Source organism: Psychrobacillus sp. NPDC096389 (genome assembly GCF_044762855.1).
Lineage (GTDB): Bacteria > Bacillota > Bacilli > Bacillales_A > Planococcaceae > Psychrobacillus.
Map to the genome: position 1 here is coordinate 652,005 of NZ_JBIWFB010000001.1, position 20,358 is coordinate 672,362.

20 protein-coding genes are annotated in these 20,358 nt (G+C 37.1%); 14 read left to right on the top strand and 6 right to left on the bottom strand.

The window, feature by feature from the left end; genetic code table 11:
- Nucleotides 1-4: 4 nt before the first annotated feature.
- From ACIQ38_RS03085 to ACIQ38_RS03115, 7 genes are all read left to right on the top strand, one after another.
- Nucleotides 5-763 (top strand): hypothetical protein, encoded by a 759-nt coding sequence (locus tag ACIQ38_RS03085; protein ID WP_402817799.1) that lies wholly within the window; start codon nt 5-7, stop codon nt 761-763.
- Nucleotides 764-788: 25 nt separating this feature from the next.
- A complete protein-coding gene (locus ACIQ38_RS03090; RefSeq protein ID WP_402817802.1) occupies nt 789-1,559 on the top strand; it encodes a hypothetical protein in 771 nt (256 codons plus the stop codon).
- Between the two features lie 17 nt (nt 1,560-1,576).
- On the top strand, nt 1,577-2,335 hold the full coding sequence (locus ACIQ38_RS03095) for a hypothetical protein (protein WP_402817805.1): 759 nt from the start codon (nt 1,577-1,579) through the stop codon (nt 2,333-2,335).
- A 28-nt stretch (nt 2,336-2,363) separates the two neighbouring features.
- A complete protein-coding gene (locus ACIQ38_RS03100; RefSeq protein WP_402817808.1) occupies nt 2,364-2,822 on the top strand; it encodes a DUF5085 family protein in 459 nt (152 codons plus the stop codon).
- Nucleotides 2,819-3,265: a DUF5085 family protein gene (locus ACIQ38_RS03105; RefSeq protein ID WP_402817811.1), complete on the top strand. Its 447-nt coding sequence runs from the start codon at nt 2,819-2,821 to the stop codon at nt 3,263-3,265. Before ACIQ38_RS03100 ends, ACIQ38_RS03105 begins: the two co-directional genes overlap by 4 nt.
- Nucleotides 3,266-3,419: 154 nt before the next feature.
- The gene (locus ACIQ38_RS03110) at nt 3,420-4,124 is read left to right on the top strand and encodes a hypothetical protein (protein ID WP_402817814.1); all 705 of its coding nucleotides are present in this window, start codon (nt 3,420-3,422) and stop codon (nt 4,122-4,124) included.
- 83 nt (nt 4,125-4,207) lie between these two features.
- Nucleotides 4,208-4,645, top strand: a complete 438-nt coding sequence (locus ACIQ38_RS03115) for a HEAT repeat domain-containing protein (RefSeq protein ID WP_402817817.1) — start codon at nt 4,208-4,210, stop codon at nt 4,643-4,645.
- 141 nt (nt 4,646-4,786) lie between these two features.
- Here the strand turns inward: ACIQ38_RS03115 and ACIQ38_RS03120 are convergent, their stop codons facing one another.
- Nucleotides 4,787-4,987, bottom strand: a complete 201-nt coding sequence (locus tag ACIQ38_RS03120) for a hypothetical protein (RefSeq protein ID WP_402817820.1) — start codon at nt 4,985-4,987, stop codon at nt 4,787-4,789.
- Between the two features lie 112 nt (nt 4,988-5,099).
- Entirely contained in the window at nt 5,100-5,837 is a 738-nt protein-coding gene (locus tag ACIQ38_RS03125) for an IclR family transcriptional regulator (protein WP_402817823.1), read from the bottom strand.
- A 152-nt stretch (nt 5,838-5,989) separates the two neighbouring features.
- On the opposite strand from ACIQ38_RS03125, the gene ACIQ38_RS03130 reads away from it, so the two are divergent.
- The 4 genes from ACIQ38_RS03130 to ACIQ38_RS03145 all read left to right on the top strand — a co-directional run bounded on the left by ACIQ38_RS03130 (nt 5,990) and on the right by ACIQ38_RS03145 (nt 10,851).
- Nucleotides 5,990-6,862, top strand: a complete 873-nt coding sequence (locus ACIQ38_RS03130) for a dimethylarginine dimethylaminohydrolase family protein (RefSeq protein ID WP_402817826.1) — start codon at nt 5,990-5,992, stop codon at nt 6,860-6,862.
- 13 nt (nt 6,863-6,875) lie between these two features.
- Nucleotides 6,876-7,643 carry a dimethylarginine dimethylaminohydrolase family protein gene (locus ACIQ38_RS03135; RefSeq protein WP_402817829.1) on the top strand — a complete coding sequence of 256 codons (768 nt, stop codon included), beginning with the start codon at nt 6,876-6,878 and terminating at the stop codon, nt 7,641-7,643.
- 120 nt (nt 7,644-7,763) lie between these two features.
- Nucleotides 7,764-9,182, top strand: a complete 1,419-nt coding sequence (locus ACIQ38_RS03140; RefSeq protein WP_402817832.1) for an amino acid permease — start codon at nt 7,764-7,766, stop codon at nt 9,180-9,182.
- 70 nt (nt 9,183-9,252) lie between these two features.
- Nucleotides 9,253-10,851 (top strand): M20/M25/M40 family metallo-hydrolase, encoded by a 1,599-nt coding sequence (locus ACIQ38_RS03145; RefSeq protein WP_402817835.1) that lies wholly within the window; start codon nt 9,253-9,255, stop codon nt 10,849-10,851.
- A 129-nt stretch (nt 10,852-10,980) separates the two neighbouring features.
- Here the strand turns inward: ACIQ38_RS03145 and ACIQ38_RS03150 are convergent, their stop codons facing one another.
- Together ACIQ38_RS03150 and ACIQ38_RS03155 are read right to left on the bottom strand one after the other, a co-directional pair.
- Nucleotides 10,981-12,150, bottom strand: coding sequence for a M20 metallopeptidase family protein (locus ACIQ38_RS03150; RefSeq protein ID WP_402817839.1), 1,170 nt, complete (start codon nt 12,148-12,150; stop codon nt 10,981-10,983).
- 54 nt (nt 12,151-12,204) lie between these two features.
- Entirely contained in the window at nt 12,205-13,614 is a 1,410-nt protein-coding gene (locus tag ACIQ38_RS03155; RefSeq protein WP_402817842.1) for a YfcC family protein, read from the bottom strand.
- 400 nt (nt 13,615-14,014) lie between these two features.
- Between ACIQ38_RS03155 and gdhA the strand changes: the two genes are divergently transcribed.
- A complete protein-coding gene (gene gdhA, locus ACIQ38_RS03160; protein ID WP_402819581.1) occupies nt 14,015-15,397 on the top strand; it encodes an NADP-specific glutamate dehydrogenase in 1,383 nt (460 codons plus the stop codon).
- Nucleotides 15,398-15,483: 86 nt separating this feature from the next.
- Here the strand turns inward: gdhA and ACIQ38_RS03165 are convergent, their stop codons facing one another.
- A complete protein-coding gene (locus ACIQ38_RS03165) occupies nt 15,484-17,184 on the bottom strand; it encodes a methyl-accepting chemotaxis protein (RefSeq protein ID WP_402817845.1) in 1,701 nt (566 codons plus the stop codon).
- A 282-nt stretch (nt 17,185-17,466) separates the two neighbouring features.
- Here ACIQ38_RS03165 and ACIQ38_RS03170 point away from each other — a divergent pair, with 282 nt between their 5' ends.
- Nucleotides 17,467-17,955, top strand: coding sequence for a C40 family peptidase (locus ACIQ38_RS03170; RefSeq protein WP_402817848.1), 489 nt, complete (start codon nt 17,467-17,469; stop codon nt 17,953-17,955).
- A 43-nt stretch (nt 17,956-17,998) separates the two neighbouring features.
- Here ACIQ38_RS03170 and ACIQ38_RS03175 read toward each other — a convergent pair whose 3' ends face one another.
- Nucleotides 17,999-19,093 (bottom strand): CdaR family transcriptional regulator, encoded by a 1,095-nt coding sequence (locus tag ACIQ38_RS03175; RefSeq protein ID WP_402817851.1) that lies wholly within the window; start codon nt 19,091-19,093, stop codon nt 17,999-18,001.
- A gap of 127 nt (nt 19,094-19,220) precedes the next feature.
- Here ACIQ38_RS03175 and ACIQ38_RS03180 point away from each other — a divergent pair, with 127 nt between their 5' ends.
- Nucleotides 19,221-20,357 (top strand): glycerate kinase, encoded by a 1,137-nt coding sequence (locus tag ACIQ38_RS03180; RefSeq protein WP_402817853.1) that lies wholly within the window; start codon nt 19,221-19,223, stop codon nt 20,355-20,357.
- The last annotated feature ends 1 nt before the right edge of the window (nt 20,358 follow it).

The window sequence follows — 20,358 nt, forward strand, 5'->3', positions numbered from 1 at the left end:
CGCAATGGTTTTTAAATTAAGAGAAAAAGATTTTGAAGTTCTAAAAGGTCCATTTGAGTCAGGAAGACAAAAACCCTCTTCGTTGGCTGGTACTTTAATATTGGCTATTATCTTTCAAGCATTACTCTTTTCCTTAGAGTATTTCGCTGCGGGTCGTTACACTGTCTATCCGTACAAAGATCAAATTCTTTTTGTCCATTTTGTAATTACAGTAATGCTCAGTGTATTGTCAATTATCTACGCAATACCTATAGTTTATAAAAAAAGTGAAAAGATACAGTATTTGATATCTATTTTAGTATCACAAAACTTATTTTCAATTTCCTTTTTAATAAGCGCTTTATTTATCCTTGGTTATGATGGGGGAGGCGAAGTAGCTGATGCAGAATATCTCATCCAATTTACGTATATTGTTTTAGGAATTGGATTTTTAATCTTTGTTGCTACTTTTATACGTTTTTTTATTTTATTGAGAAAAGGTCATTATAGAAAAGGTTCTAAAAAAGATGAATTGAGGGGTCGTTTTGAAACTACTTCTTATGTACCAACTGCAATTATTGGAGGGGTAGGATTGGTTTTTGTCATTCAATATATTGTGAGAACGTCTTCTATTAACGATCTTAATATGGTGATACTTATTGTACTGGGTTTAGGTCTATTTTTTGCCATGTTATTTATATTACCGGAACAACTTGTCATTTTATATTGCAAATTCCGATTTAAAAGCTTCAATTTTAACGAGCGCGGTTATTTGAATAAATAGGATTTAAATGGAATGGAGTGCTCAAATGCCAAGAAAACTCATGGAAGAAGATTTCGAAGTGTTAAGAGGTCCTATAGATTCCGGTAGACAAAGCCCAGCAAATTTGGCTTTCGTCCTAATACTGGGTATTTTTTTACAAGCATTACTCTTTACACTTGAGTATTTTATGGCCGCTGATTCCACTATTTATCCATATAAGGATGAAATACTTACAGTACATTTTTGGTTAACCGTTGTACTAATTGTGTTGTCTTTGATTTATGCCATTCCAGCGGTTTATAAAAGAAGTGAGAAAGTACAGTATTTAATTTCCATTATAGTTACTCAAAATATGTCTTCCATTCCATTTCTAATCATGGCATTATTTTTAATTGGAAAAGATGGGGATGGAATGATTGCTACTTCTGATTCCTTACTTAGTTTCACTTACATTGTTTTATTGATTGGGTTCTTAGTGTTTTTAGCAACGTTTATTCGTTTTTATTTATTGTTAAAGAGAGGTCATTATCGTAAAGGCTCAAAAAAAGGAGAAATGAGAGGTAGATTTGAAACAACTTCTTATTTACCATCCTCTATTCTTGCTGGGTTAGGGATTGTTTTTATTATTCAATTCATTGTCCGAAACTCTGCAATTGATGATTTGAATATGATTATTCTGATCGTTGGTGGTATTCTCGTATTTTTTGTCATGCTTTTTATCCTTCCAGAGCAACTTGTTATTTTATATTGTAAATTTCGATACAGAAGCTTTAATTTTAATGAACGAGGCTATATTAACGAGCGGCAATTCAATTAAAGTGGAGGGTATATTCCATGTTTGAAAAACTTAAGGAAGAGGATTTTGTGGTGCTGAGACGACCGTTTGAAACTGGTAGGCAAAGCCCAGGGAGTTTGGGCTTTATACTAATTCTATGTATATTCTTGCAAACGATGTTATTTGCCCTTGAATATTATGTGGCAGCTGATTCCACTATTTATCCGTATAAAGATGAAATACTGTTGATACACTTTTGGATTTCTGTTGGAATTATAGTACTTTCTATTATCTATTCAATACCAGCAGTATATAAAAGAAGTGGTAGGATACAGTACTTGGTTTCTATACTAGTTTCACAAAACGTATTCTCTTTTTCTATATTTATAAGTGCTTTATTTTTTATTGGAAAAGAAGGAGAGGAGGGGAAGGTGACACCGGAATCTCTCTTGAACTTCACTATTACTTTATTATCGATAGGTTTGTTAATTTTTATTGTTACATTTGTTCGTTTCGCTATATTGTTACGAAGGGGGCATTACCGTAAAAGCTCGAAAAAAGCTGAGGTAAGGGGAAGATTTGAGACAACTTCTTATATCCCAGCGGCTGTTATTGGTGGCCTAGGTATCGTTTTTATTATCCAATATATTGCACGTAATTCTGCGATTGATGATATTAATGTAATAGTTGTAATCGTAGGTGGAATTGTTATGTTTTTTGTCATGTTATTTATATTACCTGAGCAGCTTGTCATTTTATATTGTAAGTATCGATTTAAGAGCTTCACTTTTAATGAACGAGGATATTTGAATAAGTAGGAAACAATTGGAGAAAGGGTGAATGAGGATGGGAATTGAAATGTGTTCATTAGTTTTTGAAAATGTGTTGACGTATGAAGTGGAGCAGAAAAAAGCGGATTGGCAGGAAAGTATATATATGCTGGAGGATTTTACGCTAAACAAGGATGTCTATCGAAATGGACCGTTATGTTTTTCGTTTGAGCAAAGTCCGACTGATGAAAAGTCAGGTCGATTTACATATTATTTACCTATCAGTAGTCCAGTTGTTCTGTCCAATGAAGAGGATTTTTCCTTTCAAGATATATTAGTATTGGAGAGGGCGTTGATACTTCGACAAGCGGATCAAGAAATGGACTTTTACGCAGCATATGAAAAAATAAAATCGTATGCAAGTGCTAGGGGCATAAAGTTAGCTGAAACATATTATTGTGTATTATTGGAAGTGTATGGCGATTACATAATCGATTTGTATGTACCAGTAGTAGGGCAGGGTGATATAGAATGATTGTAGAAAACCATCAAATTGCTTATCGTAATGTAGCCTCGAAATTATATAACTTTTTGCCTGAGGAAATTGATATCGCCTTAAATGATTTTGATGAAATCTTAACCCAACATGGCTACCATCCTACAGGTGCCATATTTTTCTCGATTATTAGTGAGCCAACTGCAGAAGTAATGACGGCTCAGCTCTTCCTTCCAATTGCAGAAAGTTATTTTTCAATTCCTAAGGAAGTAGAAGTGAACTTCAGTAGCTATTTTAATGTCGATAATTTGTTGATGACGAGAGTTACAGAAGACTATGAAGTACAATCGCAAGTAAAATATTGGGAGTTATTCGGCTATTTAAAAGAGTATAATATGACCCAAAAAACACCTGTATTTGTTCAGTTTAAGAAAACAAGATCCGAGCGAACCTATGCTGAAATGAGTTTAGGCGTGTTGTGATTAATCTAGTTATGGATGAATTAGGTTGTTTTGTTGCAGAAGTGTTACTGGTGCCAGGCACCAGTAACACTTCTGCAATATATAGGTAGAATCGACGGGAGAGAGAACCTCTATAGAGAAGAAAAATCTAGAAAAGAAAAACAAAGAAAAGATTATGAAGTCTTATTTAAGATTACAAACACCTCGAGAGAATAGATCCAATATTATTTGCTTTTTCTTAATCTTTTTATACCTTATTGGCTTATTGCCGATTGTAGGTGAGCCCTTTTCGTTCGTTTACTTTATTGCAGCTATTATACCAATCGGAATTATTCAACTTTGGGCACTTATTTATTTAATTGCACCTTATAAGTTTGAGAAATCTTATTATTTATTTTTTGGAATTTATGGTGTCGTAAATACGTATATTTATTTCTTGGTGATACAAAAATTGTTGTATCTTAATATGGGGGCACAAGGGAGAGGACCTTTCCTTAAGGGGGTTTTATTTTTTGTCGCATTATTAGTTGGAGTGAACTTGCTGAATTGGAAAGCGCTATATTCGGGCACGTACTATAAGTTACAACAAAAAAGCACTATCCCTGTTAGTTGGCTGGCCATTGGAGGAGCAAGCTATGTATTAGGACAGTTAATCTTATCATTTGTATATACAGATTCTGCTGTCTTTATATTGCTTATTGTTTGCATCTCTTTATTGTCCCTTTTCACAGCTTTTTTTTCTGTTTACATTCATCGCTATTATTTTATTGGCAAAAATATAGAATTAGTCATGCAGATGAATCCTGAATTTGGGATGCCATTGAGTAAACGGCACAGAAAGAAGAAAAACCTCAAAAAGTTACATAAATCAACCAAGTAATATCTGGCTTATTCGAAAAAAATAGGAGAACGATCAATCGTAGTATATAATGTAGGAACGAACAAAAAAGGAGTTTGGATTAGTTGAATAAAAAGATAGTAAATAATGAGTTACCGGAGAATTATGAGGAATTAAAAAAAGCAGCAAACCGTACGTCCAATTGGAAAGCGCGTTATGATGCAGTAGAGGAATTAGGAAAATACAATACTAGTCAAGTGATTGACATAATGAGATCTCGACTAGCAAATGATCCAGTTTATAAAATTCAGGAAGCTGCATATCACATACTTCTTGAGTTTGGCGAAGAAGCCGCACTACCTGCACGCAAAAAGTTTGAAGTGATCAAAGGAGCTAATAAAGTATTCGTTCGCGTGAAAAAAAGTTTACCGGCTGACCATACATTTGAAGAATTCGCGACAAAGTTAAAAAGAATGCGAATTGATGTATATGACGCGTATGAAGGTGAAAAAGGTTCCGATTTTAAAACATGGCTAGAAAATGAATGGACTAACTTAAAGTAGTATTATTACGCTTATGTTACGGGTGCCAGGCACCTGTAACACAAATGTAATATATAGAAAAAAGAGGGCAACTGGGTCGAATAGACCGGGTTGCCCTCTTTTTGGTGCCAGGCACTTGTAATACTTCTGTGTCAATGAATTTTATTTTTGGACGATTACTTTTATGTTCTGTATTTGGGAAAGATTGATCGTGTAGTGGTTTTCTGTATGGATGAATGTGTTCCCATCTACAGCATCTTTTTTGGCTTGATGAATATTTGTATTCGTTTCTAATACTAATTGATTTCCTCCATGGAAAGTTAGTAGATATTTGTACTTTTTAAGTTCACTTATTTTTTCCAATATTCCACCTTCTTTTTTAATTGTAGTATACCATTTTACTACAATTATACCAATAGAGATTTAAAATTTAGGTAAAAAGAAGAGGTTGAACTAGTGACTAAATACCTTCGTTTTAGTTATGGGGATTAAGTTTGTTCGATATAATCTTTCCTGCATCGATTACTTTATTAGTTAGAAATTCAAGACGTTCTTCTGTTAGGTTGAAGCTGACCACCCCGATACTGATGGCACCAATAATTTGTCCAAGGCTGTCTTTGATAGAAACTGCGATAGAAGAGGTACCTTCTGTCCGTTCAGAGTGGCTAATTGCATAGCCTTGCTTTGAGATTTGGTCGAGCATTTGCATAAACTCGGGAATCTTCTCTATAGGTAAAAGTTGCGATAAAGTATTTTCGGATTGCTGTTTAGGCATAGCTGCAAGCATTGATTTATTGGCAGCACCGATATGTAGTGGAATACGCAATCCTAGTTGGTCGTAAATTCGAATTGGATTATTTTCACTATCAATTCTTTCGACGATCATTGCTTCTGTGCCAACTGGTTTACTTAAGTAGACACTCTCCTCAACTTCTCTACATAACCGTTCTAGCTCCGGTCTAATTTTGCTGACGTAGTCTATCGTATCGTACACTTGCAAACCGTACTCTAACCAAACAACACCAAGACGGTACAGTTTAGTTTGTTCATCTTGTTCGACCATGCTCTGTTTAATCATCGCTTGTAATAATCTGTGCATGGTGCTGAGTGGTAGCTCACATTGTTTGGAAAGCACAGAAATACTAACTCCTTTTTCATTTGCATGCGCTGCTAAAACTTTTGCAACAGTCATAGCACGAGTTATGGATTGCATGTAAATCACCGCCAGTTTCTATATTATTCTAAAATAATATGTTTCTAATATTCTAAATATATTGACATGGTACCATAAAGCGCATATATTTTAAATATAATATTTCCGCTATTCAGAAATGTTTTCCGGTAGGCGGAAAAGGGGGAGAAGAAATGTCTTATAACTCATCTATGTATAAAAATTTAGAGCGAGTAATTGTAAAACATCCGAATGAAGCTTTTATTAATCAAGAACATTTAGCGAATCAATGGAAAACATTTAATTATCTAGAAGAACCCAATTTCGAAGAAGCAGTCCGCGAATATAAAACATTCATCGAAATTTTAGAAAAGCATGTACCACAAATCGATTATCTTCCACAATCAGATAAAGTAGGCTTAGATTCTATTTACGCACATGATCCGGTGAAATTTACACCTGCAGGAGCAATTATTTTAAAATCTGGCAAAAAATTAAGGCAGCCAGAAGCAGCTGTCTATAAAGAGTTTTTACAAGATAAAGAGATTCCGATTATTGGAGAGTTAACTGGTGAAGCAGTCTCTGATGGGGGAGATATTGTTTGGTTAGATGATAAAACACTAGTAGTTGGGCGCGGATACCGTACAAACGATGAGGCAATTCGCCAGTTAAAAGAAATAACGGCTCCGTATGTAGAGGATTTCATCGTCGTGCAACTTCCGCATGATCAAGGGGAAGCGGAATGCTTACACTTAATGTCTTTTATTAGCATGGTTGATAAAGACTTGGCGGTGGTACATTCTCCTTTAATGCCTGTATTTTTCCGCCAGTTGCTAATAGAGCGTGGGATCCAATTAGTAGAAGTACCAAAGGCAGAATACGATAATCTTGGCTGCAATGTTCTAGCGCTTGCACCACGGGTTTGTGTGTTAGTACAAGGCAATGAGTCTACCAAACAACAATTACTAGAAGCAGGAGCAGCAGTTTATGAATACAAAGGGCGAGAAATCAGTGTTTTAGGTACTGGTGGTCCAACTTGCTTAACAAGTCCAGTCATTAGAAACTAAGGGGGAAAATAAAATGAGTAAATTTCAAAAAGTAATCGCAAAAACACCTGGTAAAAGCTATGTAGAAGGTTTAACTACATCTGATCTTGGAAAACCGGATTATGAAAAATTATTAGTTCAGCACGAGGGATATGTAGAAGCATTAAAAAAATGTGGGGTCGAAGTAACGCTTCTTGCTGCAAGTGAGGAGTTTCCTGATTCCACGTTTGTGGAAGATGCGGCAGTATTGACAGCTGAATTTGCTGTAATAACAAATCCGGGAGCAGAATCACGAAATGGAGAAATCGTTGAAATTGAAAGTGTGTTAAAAGATTTTTATGATAAGTTTCATTATATTAAATCACCTGGCACTCTTGATGGTGGAGATATTTTACAAGCGGATAATAAGTTTTACATTGGAATTTCAGAACGTACGAATGAAGAAGGAGCACGCCAGCTAAAAGAAATTTTAGAAAGCGAAGGATTTGAGGCAACCATCATCCCACTTCAAAAGTTTTTCCATTTGAAAACGGGTATTGCTTATTTAGGAAATAACAAGATGGTTGTAGCAGGGGAATTTGTGGATCATCTAGCGTTTGATTCATACGACAAAATCGTTATTAACGATGCAGATGAATACTCAGCAAATTGTATCCGTGTGAACGATTATGTCATTATTCCAAAAGGATATAGCGAAACGAAACGTAAAATCAATGAAGCAGGCTATGAAACAATTGAACTGGATATGTCCGAAGTACAAAAACAAGATGGTGGTCTAAGCTGCCTATCACTAAGATTCTAACAAATTAGAACAGATTTATTATTACGGGTGCCAGGCACCCGTAATAATTTCGTAATATTTCAAAGCAATAAAAGGGTATGTGGTTTTTGCTAGGTAGATTGCAAAAGGGGAGGGAATATTATGTCTAGTAATGGAGATTCAACACAACAAGATTTATTAAATCGTTCGATGAAAAGTCGTCATTTGTTTATGCTATCGCTTGGTGGGGTAATTGGGACTGGTTTGTTTTTAAATGCAGGTTACACGATTAACCAAGCTGGTCCTGGTGGTGCTATACTTGGTTATTTATTTGGTGGTTTAATCTTGTATATGGTTATGGTGTGTCTTGGGGAGCTTGCTGTTTATATGCCGGTAACGGGTTCTTTTCAAACCTACGCGACTCGGTTTATTAGCCCATCTGCGGGATTTTCACTTGGATGGATGTATTTTGTAGGTTCGGCGGCTACCGCTGGCGTGGAATTTACTGCAGCAGGAATACTGATGCAGCATTGGTTTCCAGATGTACCAATCTGGATATGGTGTGCTATCTTCATGGTTTTATTATTTGCATTGAATGCGCTTACAACAAGAGCGTTTGCGGAAGCTGAATTTTGGTTTGCGGGTATTAAGGTTGTTGCGGTAGTGTTGTTTATTATCATTGGAGCTGCAGCAATTTTTGGTCTTATTCCATTGGAAGAAAGAGCTACACCTTTTGCAACGAATTTAGCACCATCTGGATTGTTTCCTGCTGGGATTGCGATTGTTTTTGTGACGATGATGAATGTGATCTTCTCCTACCAAGGTTCTGAGTTGGTAGGTATTGCCGCGGGGGAAACGGAGAATCCGCAGAAGAATATTCCAAAAGCCATTCGAACGATTCTTTTTAGAATTGTCGTGTTTTACATTGCTTCTATTATTGTATTGTCAGCAATTTTCCCAGCTACTGAATTGGGATTACTGGAAAGTCCATTTGTAACGTTAATGAATTTAGCTGGAATTCCATATGCTGGTAGTATTATGAACTTTGTCATATTAACTGCGATTTTGTCAGTAGGGAATTCATGTTTGTATGCATCGACTCGTTTATTATGGTCGATGGCCAAAGAAGGTATGGCACCGAAAGTGTTCGGTCGTTTATCTAAACGAAAAGTTCCACTTACTGCTCTACTATTTACGATGGCCTTCTCGTTATTGTCTTTACTGACAAGTGTTATGGAGGCTGATACAGTATTCGTGTTATTAATGTCTATAGCAGGAATTTCTGTTACAATTTCTTGGATGGGGATCGCTGCATCTCAGCTAATGTTCCGCAGACGTTATATAAAGAATGGCGGGAAACTAGAGGAATTAGGATATAAAGTTAAATTTTATCCATTTGTCCCTATATTCTGTATTGCATTTTGTTTATTAATCTTAGTATTTTTGGCATTTGACCCTACGCAGCGGGTAGGTTTATATTATGGTGTAGGATTCTTCATCGCTTGTATGCTATTCTATAAATTGCGATTAGAGAAAAAGCTTCAAAAAGAAGTAACAATAAAAGTTGTACAAGAGAGCTAATATTACAATTATGTTACGGGTGCCTGGCACCCGTAACAAACCAACAGCAGCAACAAAGGAGAAATAGAGGATGAGTCAATTATTATGGGATACGCCGGAAAAACTTCGGGCGTTGTTATGTGAACTTGTTAGTTGGGATAGTATTACGTTGACAGAAGGGGAAACTACTTTTGCTCCGAAAGTATTAGATAAGTTAAGAGAATTAGCATATTTTCAAGATCACCCGAGTCATTTGCAGTTGCATGATGCAGGACTTGGACGACATGTGGTCACTGCCTTATACAAACATCCGGAAGCTGTTGAGACAGTTGTTTTAATCAGCCATTTTGATACGGTTCAAACGGAAGAATATGGAACACTTCAACCGCTTGCTTATTTTCCAGAGGAGTTAACGAAAAAGTTAATGGAAAATCCGGATGATTTGGATGAATCGGCGCGTATTGATTTGGAAACGGGTAAGTATTTGTTTGGTCGAGGCACGATGGATATGAAAATGGGGCTAGCGCTTCATATGCAGTTGCTTGAAAAAGCGAGTCGCGAAGCGTGGCCGATCAATCTCGTGTTAACTACTGTTCCCGATGAGGAAGTGAATTCTGCTGGAATGCGTGCGGCTGTTCCACAGTTAGTTCGCATTCAAGAGGAGTTCGGACTAACGTATAAACTATTTTTGAATAGTGAACCTTCTTTTTCACAAAAACCACTGGATATCGCGGAGTATATTTATTCTGGAACAATCGGGAAAATTATGCCAGCTGCTTTGTTTTATGGGAAAGAGACTCATGTTGGAGAGCCGATGAAAGGGATGACGGCGAATTATATCGCATCTTATTTAACACAGCGTATGGAGTGGAATTCTTTATTCCGTGAGACAGATCTTGGGGAAAGTACACCACTTCCTGTTTCCCTACAACAAAAAGATTTGAAAATGTCCTACTCTACACAAACGCCGTATCGCGCGGTGGCACTTTATAATGTGTTTTTGTTAAAACGCACAGCTGCGGAAGTTATGGATTTGTTCGAACAAGTAGCTACAGAAGCGATGGACGCTTTGAACGAAAGCTACAAAGGGATTTGTGCGCGTGAGCAAGTGAGTGGTGTTGGAGAAGTGAAAGTGCTTCGCTACGAACAGCTTTTAGCATATGCAAATAAAAAATTAGGCAATGCTGAAGTAGAACGATTAAAAAATGAAGCGCTTGAAAACGATACATGGGACGACCGTGAAAAATCCCTTCGTATTGTGGACAATCTCATGATCCAATGTCAGGAGCTAGCACCTGCAACTGTTCTCTTGTTTGCACCACCATATTATCCAGCTGTTAATACTTCCGATCATCCACTTGTGAAGGAAGCTGTAGAACTGATGAAAAAATCAGCGCAAACATTTGACAATAAAATAGATCAAATCCACTATTTCAATGGGATTTGTGATTTAAGTTATGTAAATTATGAAGACTCGGGCAATGGTTGGACCGCTTTTGAAAGTAACACACCAGTCTGGGGAGATACATATAGTATCCCATTTGAAGATATGGCACGATTAAAAGGACCAGTACTAAATGTAGGTCCATTCGGCAAAGATGCGCATCAAAAAACAGAGCGACTACATGTAGATAGTGCTTTTGTCGAAATGCCAGTCATGTTAGAAACACTTATTAAAAGCTTATACTAACAGAAAAAAGTGACTTCACCTTTTCGACGGTGGAGTCACTTTTTTGATTTTTTTTGTGATTGGGGTGTTTGTTACAGAAGTGTTACTGGTGCCAGGCACCAGTAACATTCCTGTGACATTTCCATTGCATTAATTGTTCTCGTTGATACCGTCTCTTAAATAATCGAGTAAGCCTGTTGTAAATAGCTCGACTCCTACAGATAGCATATCCTCGTCGATATCAAATTTCGGATGGTGATGGCCATATGGACCTTCTTCTTTTCCAACACCGATAAATGTAAATGATGCTGGAATCTTATGTGAGTAACACGCGAAGTCTTCGGCACCTAAAATCGGGTCGATGTCCGCTACTCGTTCTTCACCGAAAAGGGAGATCGCTGTTTTTTGAATAAAAGAAGTTAACGCTATATTGTTCAGTACAGGTGGATCCCCATGAAAGTATTCTACTTTGCATGTTGCACCAAACGATTTACATACACCGTCTACAACGTCTTCAATTCTTTTTCGAATTAGCAGGGATGTTTCCATATTGAAATAACGAACAGTACCGGACGCATACGCTGTATCAGGTATTACATTATATGTTGTACCAGAGTTTAATTCTCCGATGCTTAGGACAGCTTGATCGATCGCTTTAATATTACGGCTGACAATGGTATGTAGTTGGGTAATAATATGCGAGATAACTAGCGTTGGATCAATCGTTTCTTCCGGCATTGAACCATGTCCTCCTTTTCCATAAATAGTAATGGAAAAACGATCTGCGCCTGCCATCGTAGGACCTGGTCGAACTCCTATTAAACCTGATTTTAAAGGTTGCCATAAATGATAACCGAAAATGGCATCTTTGTTGTCCAAAAAGTCCGTTTTAACTATTTCCCCAGCTCCTCCTGGAACTGCTTCCTCTGCATGTTGGAATAAAAGATGAATCGTGCCATGAATAGCCGATTTATTGTCAACAAGTAATTTGGCAATGCCGAGTAAAATAGACATATGTCCGTCATGCCCACAAGCGTGCATCACGCCTTTATTGGCAGAAGCGAACGGAAGACCTGTTTCTTCTAGTATAGGTAAAGCATCCATATCGGAACGGATAACCACTGTTTTTCCAGGATATTCTCCTTTCACAATACCGACAACGTCCTTGCCGGTTATGGAATAAGTCTCGATTCCTAAAGCGTGTAATTGTTCCGTTATATACGTTTTGGTAGCTATTTCTTCATGAGAAATTTCTGGATGTGTGTGTAAGTAACGTCGTTGTTCAATAATCCATTTTGTTAAATTTATATCTGGTTTCATTATTTTAATTCCTTTCAATTAAATAATACCCCCAAAAATAGAGGGGGTATGGTATTAAGAAAATCCTATATAATGTGCGATGGTGACGAAAATTGCACCTAACACATAGTGGATTATAATAAGAGGGAAAATCCATTTTACCCATTTTACCCAAGAAATTTTTGCAAGCGCAAGTCCTGCCATGAAATATCCCGATGTCGGTGTGAATATATTAGATATGCCGTCCCCAAACTGGAAGGCGAGTACAGCTGTTTGACGAGTTACCCCTACTAAATCTGAAAGGGGAGCCATAATAGGCATTGTTAGTGCGGCCTGTCCACTACCTGATGGAATAATGTAATTAAGTAAACACTGAACGATGTACATTCCAAATGCTGCAAAACCTGCAGGCATGTCACCAATGACAGAAGAGAATCCGTATAGAATAGTGTCCATAATTTTACCATCTTGAAGAATAACTAAAATTGCATTGGCAACCCCAACTACTAGCGCTCCCATGACAAGTACTCGACATCCTTCTATAAATTGCTCCGAAATTTGGCTGAAGTTCATTTTTCCGATTAAGCCCATTAGAATTCCCATTAATAAGAATAACCCAGCAATTTCGGATAAATACCATCCAAATTTAATAACTCCAAATGCGAGCGTCACAAGTGTTGCAAGTAATATGACGAAAATTAATTTATGACGATTCGTTAGTGTTTGAATAGTGTCTGGAACTTTGAAGCTGTCACTACTTGTGTCATTATAAAGTGTACTTTTCGTTGGATCTTTTTTTATTTTTCGAGCATAACGCATGACATACCAAATACTTACGGATAGAAATATAACAAAAAATACAATTCGTAAATAAAGACCGGAGAACAAAGGAACTTCTGCGATTCCTTGAGCTACCCCAACGGTGAAAGGGTTCATAAATGCCGCTGTAAATCCTGCTGAAGTTCCAAGAAGCACTACAGCTGTTCCTACCATTGAATCGTATCCAATTAATAACATTAAAGGGACTAAAATTGTAATATAAGGAATTGTCTCTTCTGCTAAACCAAGCATCGCGCCGGATAAGCCAAAGAAAGTCATAAGGATCGGAATAATTAAGATCTCTTTTCCTTTCATTTTTTCTGCTATTGAACCAACTGCAGCTTCAATGGCACCCGTTGCTTGCAAAATCCCAAAAGAGCCTCCAACAATGAATATGTAGAAAATAATACCTGCAGAATTCACCATACCTTTATGTACAGCTTGGAAAATAGCCCAAAATCCAGCGGGAGTAGAATCAGTTTCTGTATATGTATCCGCTACAACAATAGTTCTGCCTGCTTCGTCCACCATCCGTTCATATTCTCCTGATGGAAATATATAAGTAGAAATCGCTGCTACTATAACGAGTGAAAATAATATAACATACACATGTGGAATAGATGGCTTCCACTTTCTTTTTATTTCTGAATTTTTTACTGCTTCCATGTTTAATTCCTCTCTTCTTAACTTTTTCGTATGTGTTTATTAATTAACCTATTATAAAGGGAAAAAAAGCTACTAATCGCTTTTCAGAAAATTTTAAATTCATAATAGAATGCATGCCTTATACAAGTAAAAAAATGGATTCTATTATTTTGAGTATATTTCAGTTATGTTTCAGGTGCCAGGCACCTGAAACATAACTGAAATAATACTGAAAAAATTTAAAATATCGCTACATTTTTCATATAAAAATTTTGGGGATGTATGATGAATCTTAGGATTTTCAGACGTATAATTGTAACACTTTATGTATATTTATTACACTAGTATTATGTTTATGTTGAATGTTTTTGGGAGATTCGAGATAATGGATAAAAGAATGAATAAAGTTAGGGGCAAAAATATGGATTTATTGAGAGAGAATAATGTTGAACAAAAAAGCAGAGCCAATGATTATGTACATGAAGTTTATGAATTAGTGAAAAAGCGTAATCCGGGTGAGAAGGAATTTTTACAGGCTACTCGTGAGATTTTTGATTCGCTTCGTCCTGTGTTTTTAAAGCATCCTGAATTTATTCATAATGGTATTTTGGAGCGTATTACGGAGCCGGACCGAGTAATTTCGTTCCGCGTTTCTTGGGAAGATGACACGGGGAAAGTACAAGTGAACCGCGGTTTCCGTGTGCAGTTTAATAATAGTATTGGTCCTTATAAAGGTGGAATTCGTTTTCATCCGACAGTAAATAGCAGTATTATGAAGTTTTTGTCATTCGAGCAGACATTTAAAAATGCATTGACTGGTATGCCGATTGGTGGAGGAAAAGGGGGCTCAGATTTTGATCCTAAGGGGAAATCGGAGCGTGAAATTATGCGTTTCACCCAAAGTTTTATAACAGAGCTAAGTAAATATATTGGAGCGGATATGGACGTACCAGCAGGAGACATAGGGGTCGGGAAACGAGAAATTGGCTATATGTTTGGGCAATATAATCGCTTGAAAGGCGGTTTTGAAGCAGGTGTTTTCACTGGAAAAGACCCTAATCATGGTGGGAGCTTAGGACGAAAAGAAGCGACTGGCTACGGCTGTGTTTATTTTGTGAATGAAATGCTTAAAGGACAAGGGGATAGCTTTGCTGGGAAAACAGTAATTGCTTCGGGTTCAGGAAATGTTGCAACTTATGCGATGGAGAAGGCAATTGAGCTAGGTGCAACTGTGCTAGCATGTAGCGATTCTAGCGGATATATATATGATCCAAAAGGTATCAATGTAGAAACAGTTAAACAATTGAAAGAATTTGACAATAAAAGAATTCAAGAATATACAAAATTTCATAAGCATGCTGTGTACCATGAAGGATGCAACAATATATGGTCAGTTGCTTGCGATATTGCTTTGCCATGTGCGACGCAAAATGAATTAGAAGAAGCAGATGCAGCATTGCTTATTGCGAATGGTGTTAAAGCGATAGGTGAGGGTGCGAATATGCCTTGTACAGAAGAAGCGGTTCATGCTTTCCAAACGAATGGTGTTTTGTTTGCACCAGGAAAAGCGGCTAATGCTGGCGGTGTGGCAGTTTCTGCAATGGAAATGTCGCAAAATAGTATGCGTTTGTCTTGGACTGTAGAAGAAGTAGATGAAAAGTTAAAAGTAGTAATGAAAAACATTTATAAAAGCTGTTTTGATGCGGCGAAAGATTACGGGCATCCTGGAAATTTTGTAGTGGGCGCCAATATAGCAGGATTTTTAAAAGTAGCAGATGCAATGGTTTCGCATGGTATTCATTAATACTGCACGAATGTTACAGAATTATTACAGGTGCCTGGCACCACAAACAAAGCTCGCTTCCCTTAAAGAGAAGCGAGCTTTTATGTTTATAGTTTGAATTTGCCTACGATTTGTTGAAGTTCATGTGCCATATGGCTTGTTTCGTTAGAGCGGTTTGCTACTTCGTCGATAGAAGCAGTTGTTTGTTCCGTTGCTGCCGAAATAGATGTTGTCACTTCTTCAATTTCGCGAATAGACTCTGTAAGTTGTTGGATGAGTTTCACCACTTGCTTGGAGTCTTCCGCTTCGCTTGTAGCTTTACTTGAAATAGTAGAGATTTCTTCTACAGTTTTAGCTACTTCGTTTGAAATGTCGCTTAATGATTGAGATGTTTGCAACACTGTTGTAGAGCCTGTTTCAATTAGTTTTGTGCTTTCTTCTGTGGAAGTTACAACAGATTGAATACTTGCCGTAATATCTTGGACTATCATTTCTACTTGGTTTACTTCACTGTTGGATTGTTCAGCCAGTTTTCGAACTTCTTCTGCAACAACCGCAAAGCCTTTACCATGTTCGCCTGCACGAGCCGCTTCAATCGATGCGTTTAATGCAAGTAAATTTGTCTGCGCGGCAATTGCTGCGATGGAGCCAGTAATGTGTTGGATCTTGGTCGTTGCTTCATTTAAACGTTGAATCGTTTCTCCTGTTTCAATAGAAGCTTGTCTGATTTTGTCCATATCGCGACTAATTTCCGTTGCACGGGTTAAGCCTTCTTCTGCTGTCGCCATTGTAGTTTTGGAATTCTCTACACTCGCATCTGCAGTTATTTTAGAATCTTGCAGATCTCCAGCGAGAGATTGTAAAATTGTAGATGATTGTTCCGCTGTCATTGTACCATCTGAAATAGAGGCAACTGTTTCGCTCATATTCGTCGCGACTTGATGTACAGCGTCTTTCATTTCATTTAACGAAGCTGCTGTTTCCTCTGCATTTTTTGTCAGTTGATCAGAAGTCGTTTGAACTGTACCGATAATCTCGCGAAAGTTTCCAGCAAGTTTATTAAGCGTTTTGCTTAGTTCTTCAATTTCATCTTTGCTTGTGAAGTTCGTATCTTTCACAGATAGATTACCTTTTGCAATTTCACCCGCATGGGCAATTAGTACTGAAAGCGGTTTTGTTTTTCTTCTAATTAAAAATAACGTAACAATAGAAGCGAGAATCATAGGGATTAAACTAGTAAGTATGCCTTTACTGACCACATCCCAAGTCCGATCTGCTACGATAGAGGCATCGAAGTCGATAACGCTAATTGCGATAATCTTGCCAGATGGATCATGATTTTCATAGATTGGCGCATATCCAGAAAGACGCTTCATGCCACCAAATTCATAAACTTGAGAATAAGTTGGATGCCCCATTTCAACAAGCATATCTGCAGCTTCTTTATCTAGATAAAACTGATCGCCAGCCTTGTAACCATCTGCTTTTAAATGATCATCAAGTGCTAGTAGTTTTCCATCTAAATCTACAATATACTGGGTTTCAAAAATATCCTTATGTGCGGTTGTCCAATTAAGCTGCTTACTAACGGCATCTACTGCAGCTGCGTCACCATCGATTATTTTGATCATATCGGAAGGATTGATCAAACCAGTTGTAATATTGGCACAACCGTAAGCTTCAATGCCTGCTGCTTTATATAACTCATCATATGCAGTTTTATAAGTAGCAACCGAAGTGATTAACAGCATCGCAACGATTATTCCAACAATAATCGAGCCGAGATGTACTGTTAGTGTGTTTTTCATAATAAAACTCTCCCCTGTTCCTAGGTAATTCCTAATCATTTCTTTATACTATTTATACCATAGGAACAGGTATAAAAGATACAGAACAAATGAATGTTTTATTACGAATAAATGACTAGAACAAAAATAGAGTTGAAATCTATTAGACGTTTCTTGTAATAGTTTTGTTACACAACTGTAAACTCGTTTTAGTTTATAACGTGTTAGTATGGGTATAGAGAAATTTACACATACTAGTTTAGTAGAATTTTTCAATACACATCTTTTGGAGGAACATAAGTTTTGACTTCTTTGTTTAAAAAAATCATTACAATCTTTAGTTTAACTGTAGTTTTAGCCGCGGGAACATTTGCAGGAAATACAGAGGCAGCAAGCACTGTAGCATCCAATGAAATAGTATCAAGTGCGAAAAATTTAATAGGAATTAAATATCGTTATGGTGGAACAACGAAAGCAGGCTTTGATTGTTCTGGATTTATCGGATATATTTACAAAAACAATGGTGTGAACTTACCAAGAACAGCAGCAGGAATGTACAGCACAGGATCATCAGTGAAAAAAGCTAACTTAGCTGTAGGAGACTTAGTATTCTTCAACACATCAGGTAAAGGCGTTTCTCACGTTGGAATGTACATAGGTAGTGGAAAATTCATTCATGCTTCGACATCTAAAGGTGTTCGAGTTGATAAATTAAATGACCCATATTACTGGGGAAATAAATACGTTGGAGCTAAAAAAGTTGCCGATGTATCATCTGTAGCAAAAAAATAATTATACAATACACCGTTTCAGTGAATAAAAGCTGAAACGGTTTTTATTTGTTGTGAAAGTTTCCATCCATCATCCACAATGCGACTTGTAAAACGATGGCATCCTGGAACGAGCTTGGATTGTATCCGGTTAAGTTATGTATTTTATTAAGCCGATAAGACAGTGTGTGGCGATGAATTTCTAAGTCTTTTGCACAAACTGCTAGCTGCTGATTGCAGTTGAAATATGCATGTAAAGTAAGTTGTAGTTTTTCATCTAATGCACCTAATATCCGATTGGTAAAATTCTTCGCTTCTTGTGAGTCTTGCTTTTTAAATAGAGAATATAGTTCTACTTCTTCAAAATGAATTATAGATTGTTCGCGTTGTCCATATTCAAGCGCAATTTTTGCGGTTCGATAAGAATAATGGACTTGATCGAGCGAATGAACGACTTTACCTATCGAAATTGGCAAAGCATTGTACTTCTGAAGCATGTTGGCGAGTTGTTTCACTTTTTGTTGAAATACATTTTCATCTAATCCAGAAGTAAGGATGAAGTGTTCATTTAATTGATAATGACCGACTAAAATAGAATCTTGGTGGAAGAAGTGTTCGATACTATGAAGTATGGTTTGATAAGATTTAGATTCTGGATGGAGCTCGATCATCATCGTATGAAAAGGGGCCTTGTTTTGGAAACCTATTTTATTTATTCTTTCGAAAATGACTTTTTGTAAAGGCTGCCCACTCATTAATTCTTCAAAGACCATCTCCTGCATTTTTCGAGTCCACTCGTGTTCCGAGGCGATTAATGCTTGATAGACAATCATTTCTGTTGTTAGCTGAACGAGTGTCGCTATTTCTTCGATTTCTTTTGGGTCTCCAGTGATTCCAATAACTCCAACTAATTCTTCTTGAAAAAATATCGGCAAATTAATACCAGGTTTCGTCTTCGGAAATAAATGATTATTTTCCTCGGTAATTAATAACGGCTGCCCCGTTTCTGCAACAATAACGGCCCCTTCATGAATACTATCTACCCGCAAGTGATCCCCAGAAGCTAAAATCATTCCATTCGTTTGAATTACATTAATATTTCGGTGTAGCCGAAGCATCGTTTGTTCAACTATCTGATTGGCCAGCTGTTTGGTAATCATAGAACCTCCGTCAAGTATAAAAACTCTTCTGTTATAATACAGTTATTTTGTACATTAAGTATAATGTAAAAACTTATAACTATCAATATACTAATATGTAAGCGCTTGAACAAGTGGAGGTGAGAAGATGAAAATTGTTGTCAGTCCTGATTCTTTTAAAGGTTCATTAACTGCAATGGAAGCGGCAAGAGAAATAGGAGAAGGTATAAAAGAAGTAAACCCAATGATTGAAACTGTATTACTCCCTGTAGCAGATGGTGGGGAGGGCACATTGGAGCCGCTTGTAATGGCGACAAATGGTCATACAGTAGAAGTGAATGTACACGATCCCATCGGAAGAAAAATATCGGCACTATACGGCGTACTTGGAGACGGGGAAACTTGTGTAATCGAGATGGCAAAAGCATCGGGCTTAATGTTATTGAAAGATGAGGAAAAAAATCCTCTCATCGCTTCAACATTTGGCACGGGAGAGTTAATTTTGCACGCACTCGATCATGGATATAAAAAGTTCATCATTGGTATCGGAGGAAGTGCGACAAACGATGGTGGAACAGGAATGCTACGAGCGCTGGGGATGAAGTTTCTAGATGATTTTGGATTTGAAATACTAGAAGGTGCAAAAGCGTTAGCAAACTTACATAAAATTGATAGCACGGACTTGGATAAAAGAATTGGAGAATGTCATTTTATTCTTGCTTGCGATGTGGATAACCCATTTATCGGTCCAAATGGAGCTACTGCCATTTTTGGTCCACAAAAAGGGGTTACTACTGAATTGGTAGACGAGCTTGATCAAAATTTATTTCATTTAGCCAAGAAAATCGAAGAAGAAACGGGCATTGCACTTCACGATAAACCTAGTGCAGGTGCAGCTGGTGGATTAGGTGGTGCATTTCTTGCGTTTTTTCCGGTGACATTAAAACCAGGAATCGAAGTAGTTATGGAAGCAATCGATTTTAAAGCGCAAATTGAAGGTGCTGATTTCATCATAACAGGGGAAGGGAAATCAGATGTGCAAACACTTTCTGGAAAAGCACCTATTGGAGTTGCGAATGTTGCGCGTGAAATGAGTGTTCCCGTTATTTTATTATCTGGATTTATCGAAGAGGAAAGTAAACAGCAATTATCAAGTTATTTTTATAAGCTTGAGAGTGTTGTAGGTGGCAAGATTTCTAAAGAAGCTTCTATGGAAAAAGCGGACTATTATTTACGCTATAGAGCTAAAGAAATGATGCAATCTATTCTAGAAAAAGGGGTGTAAC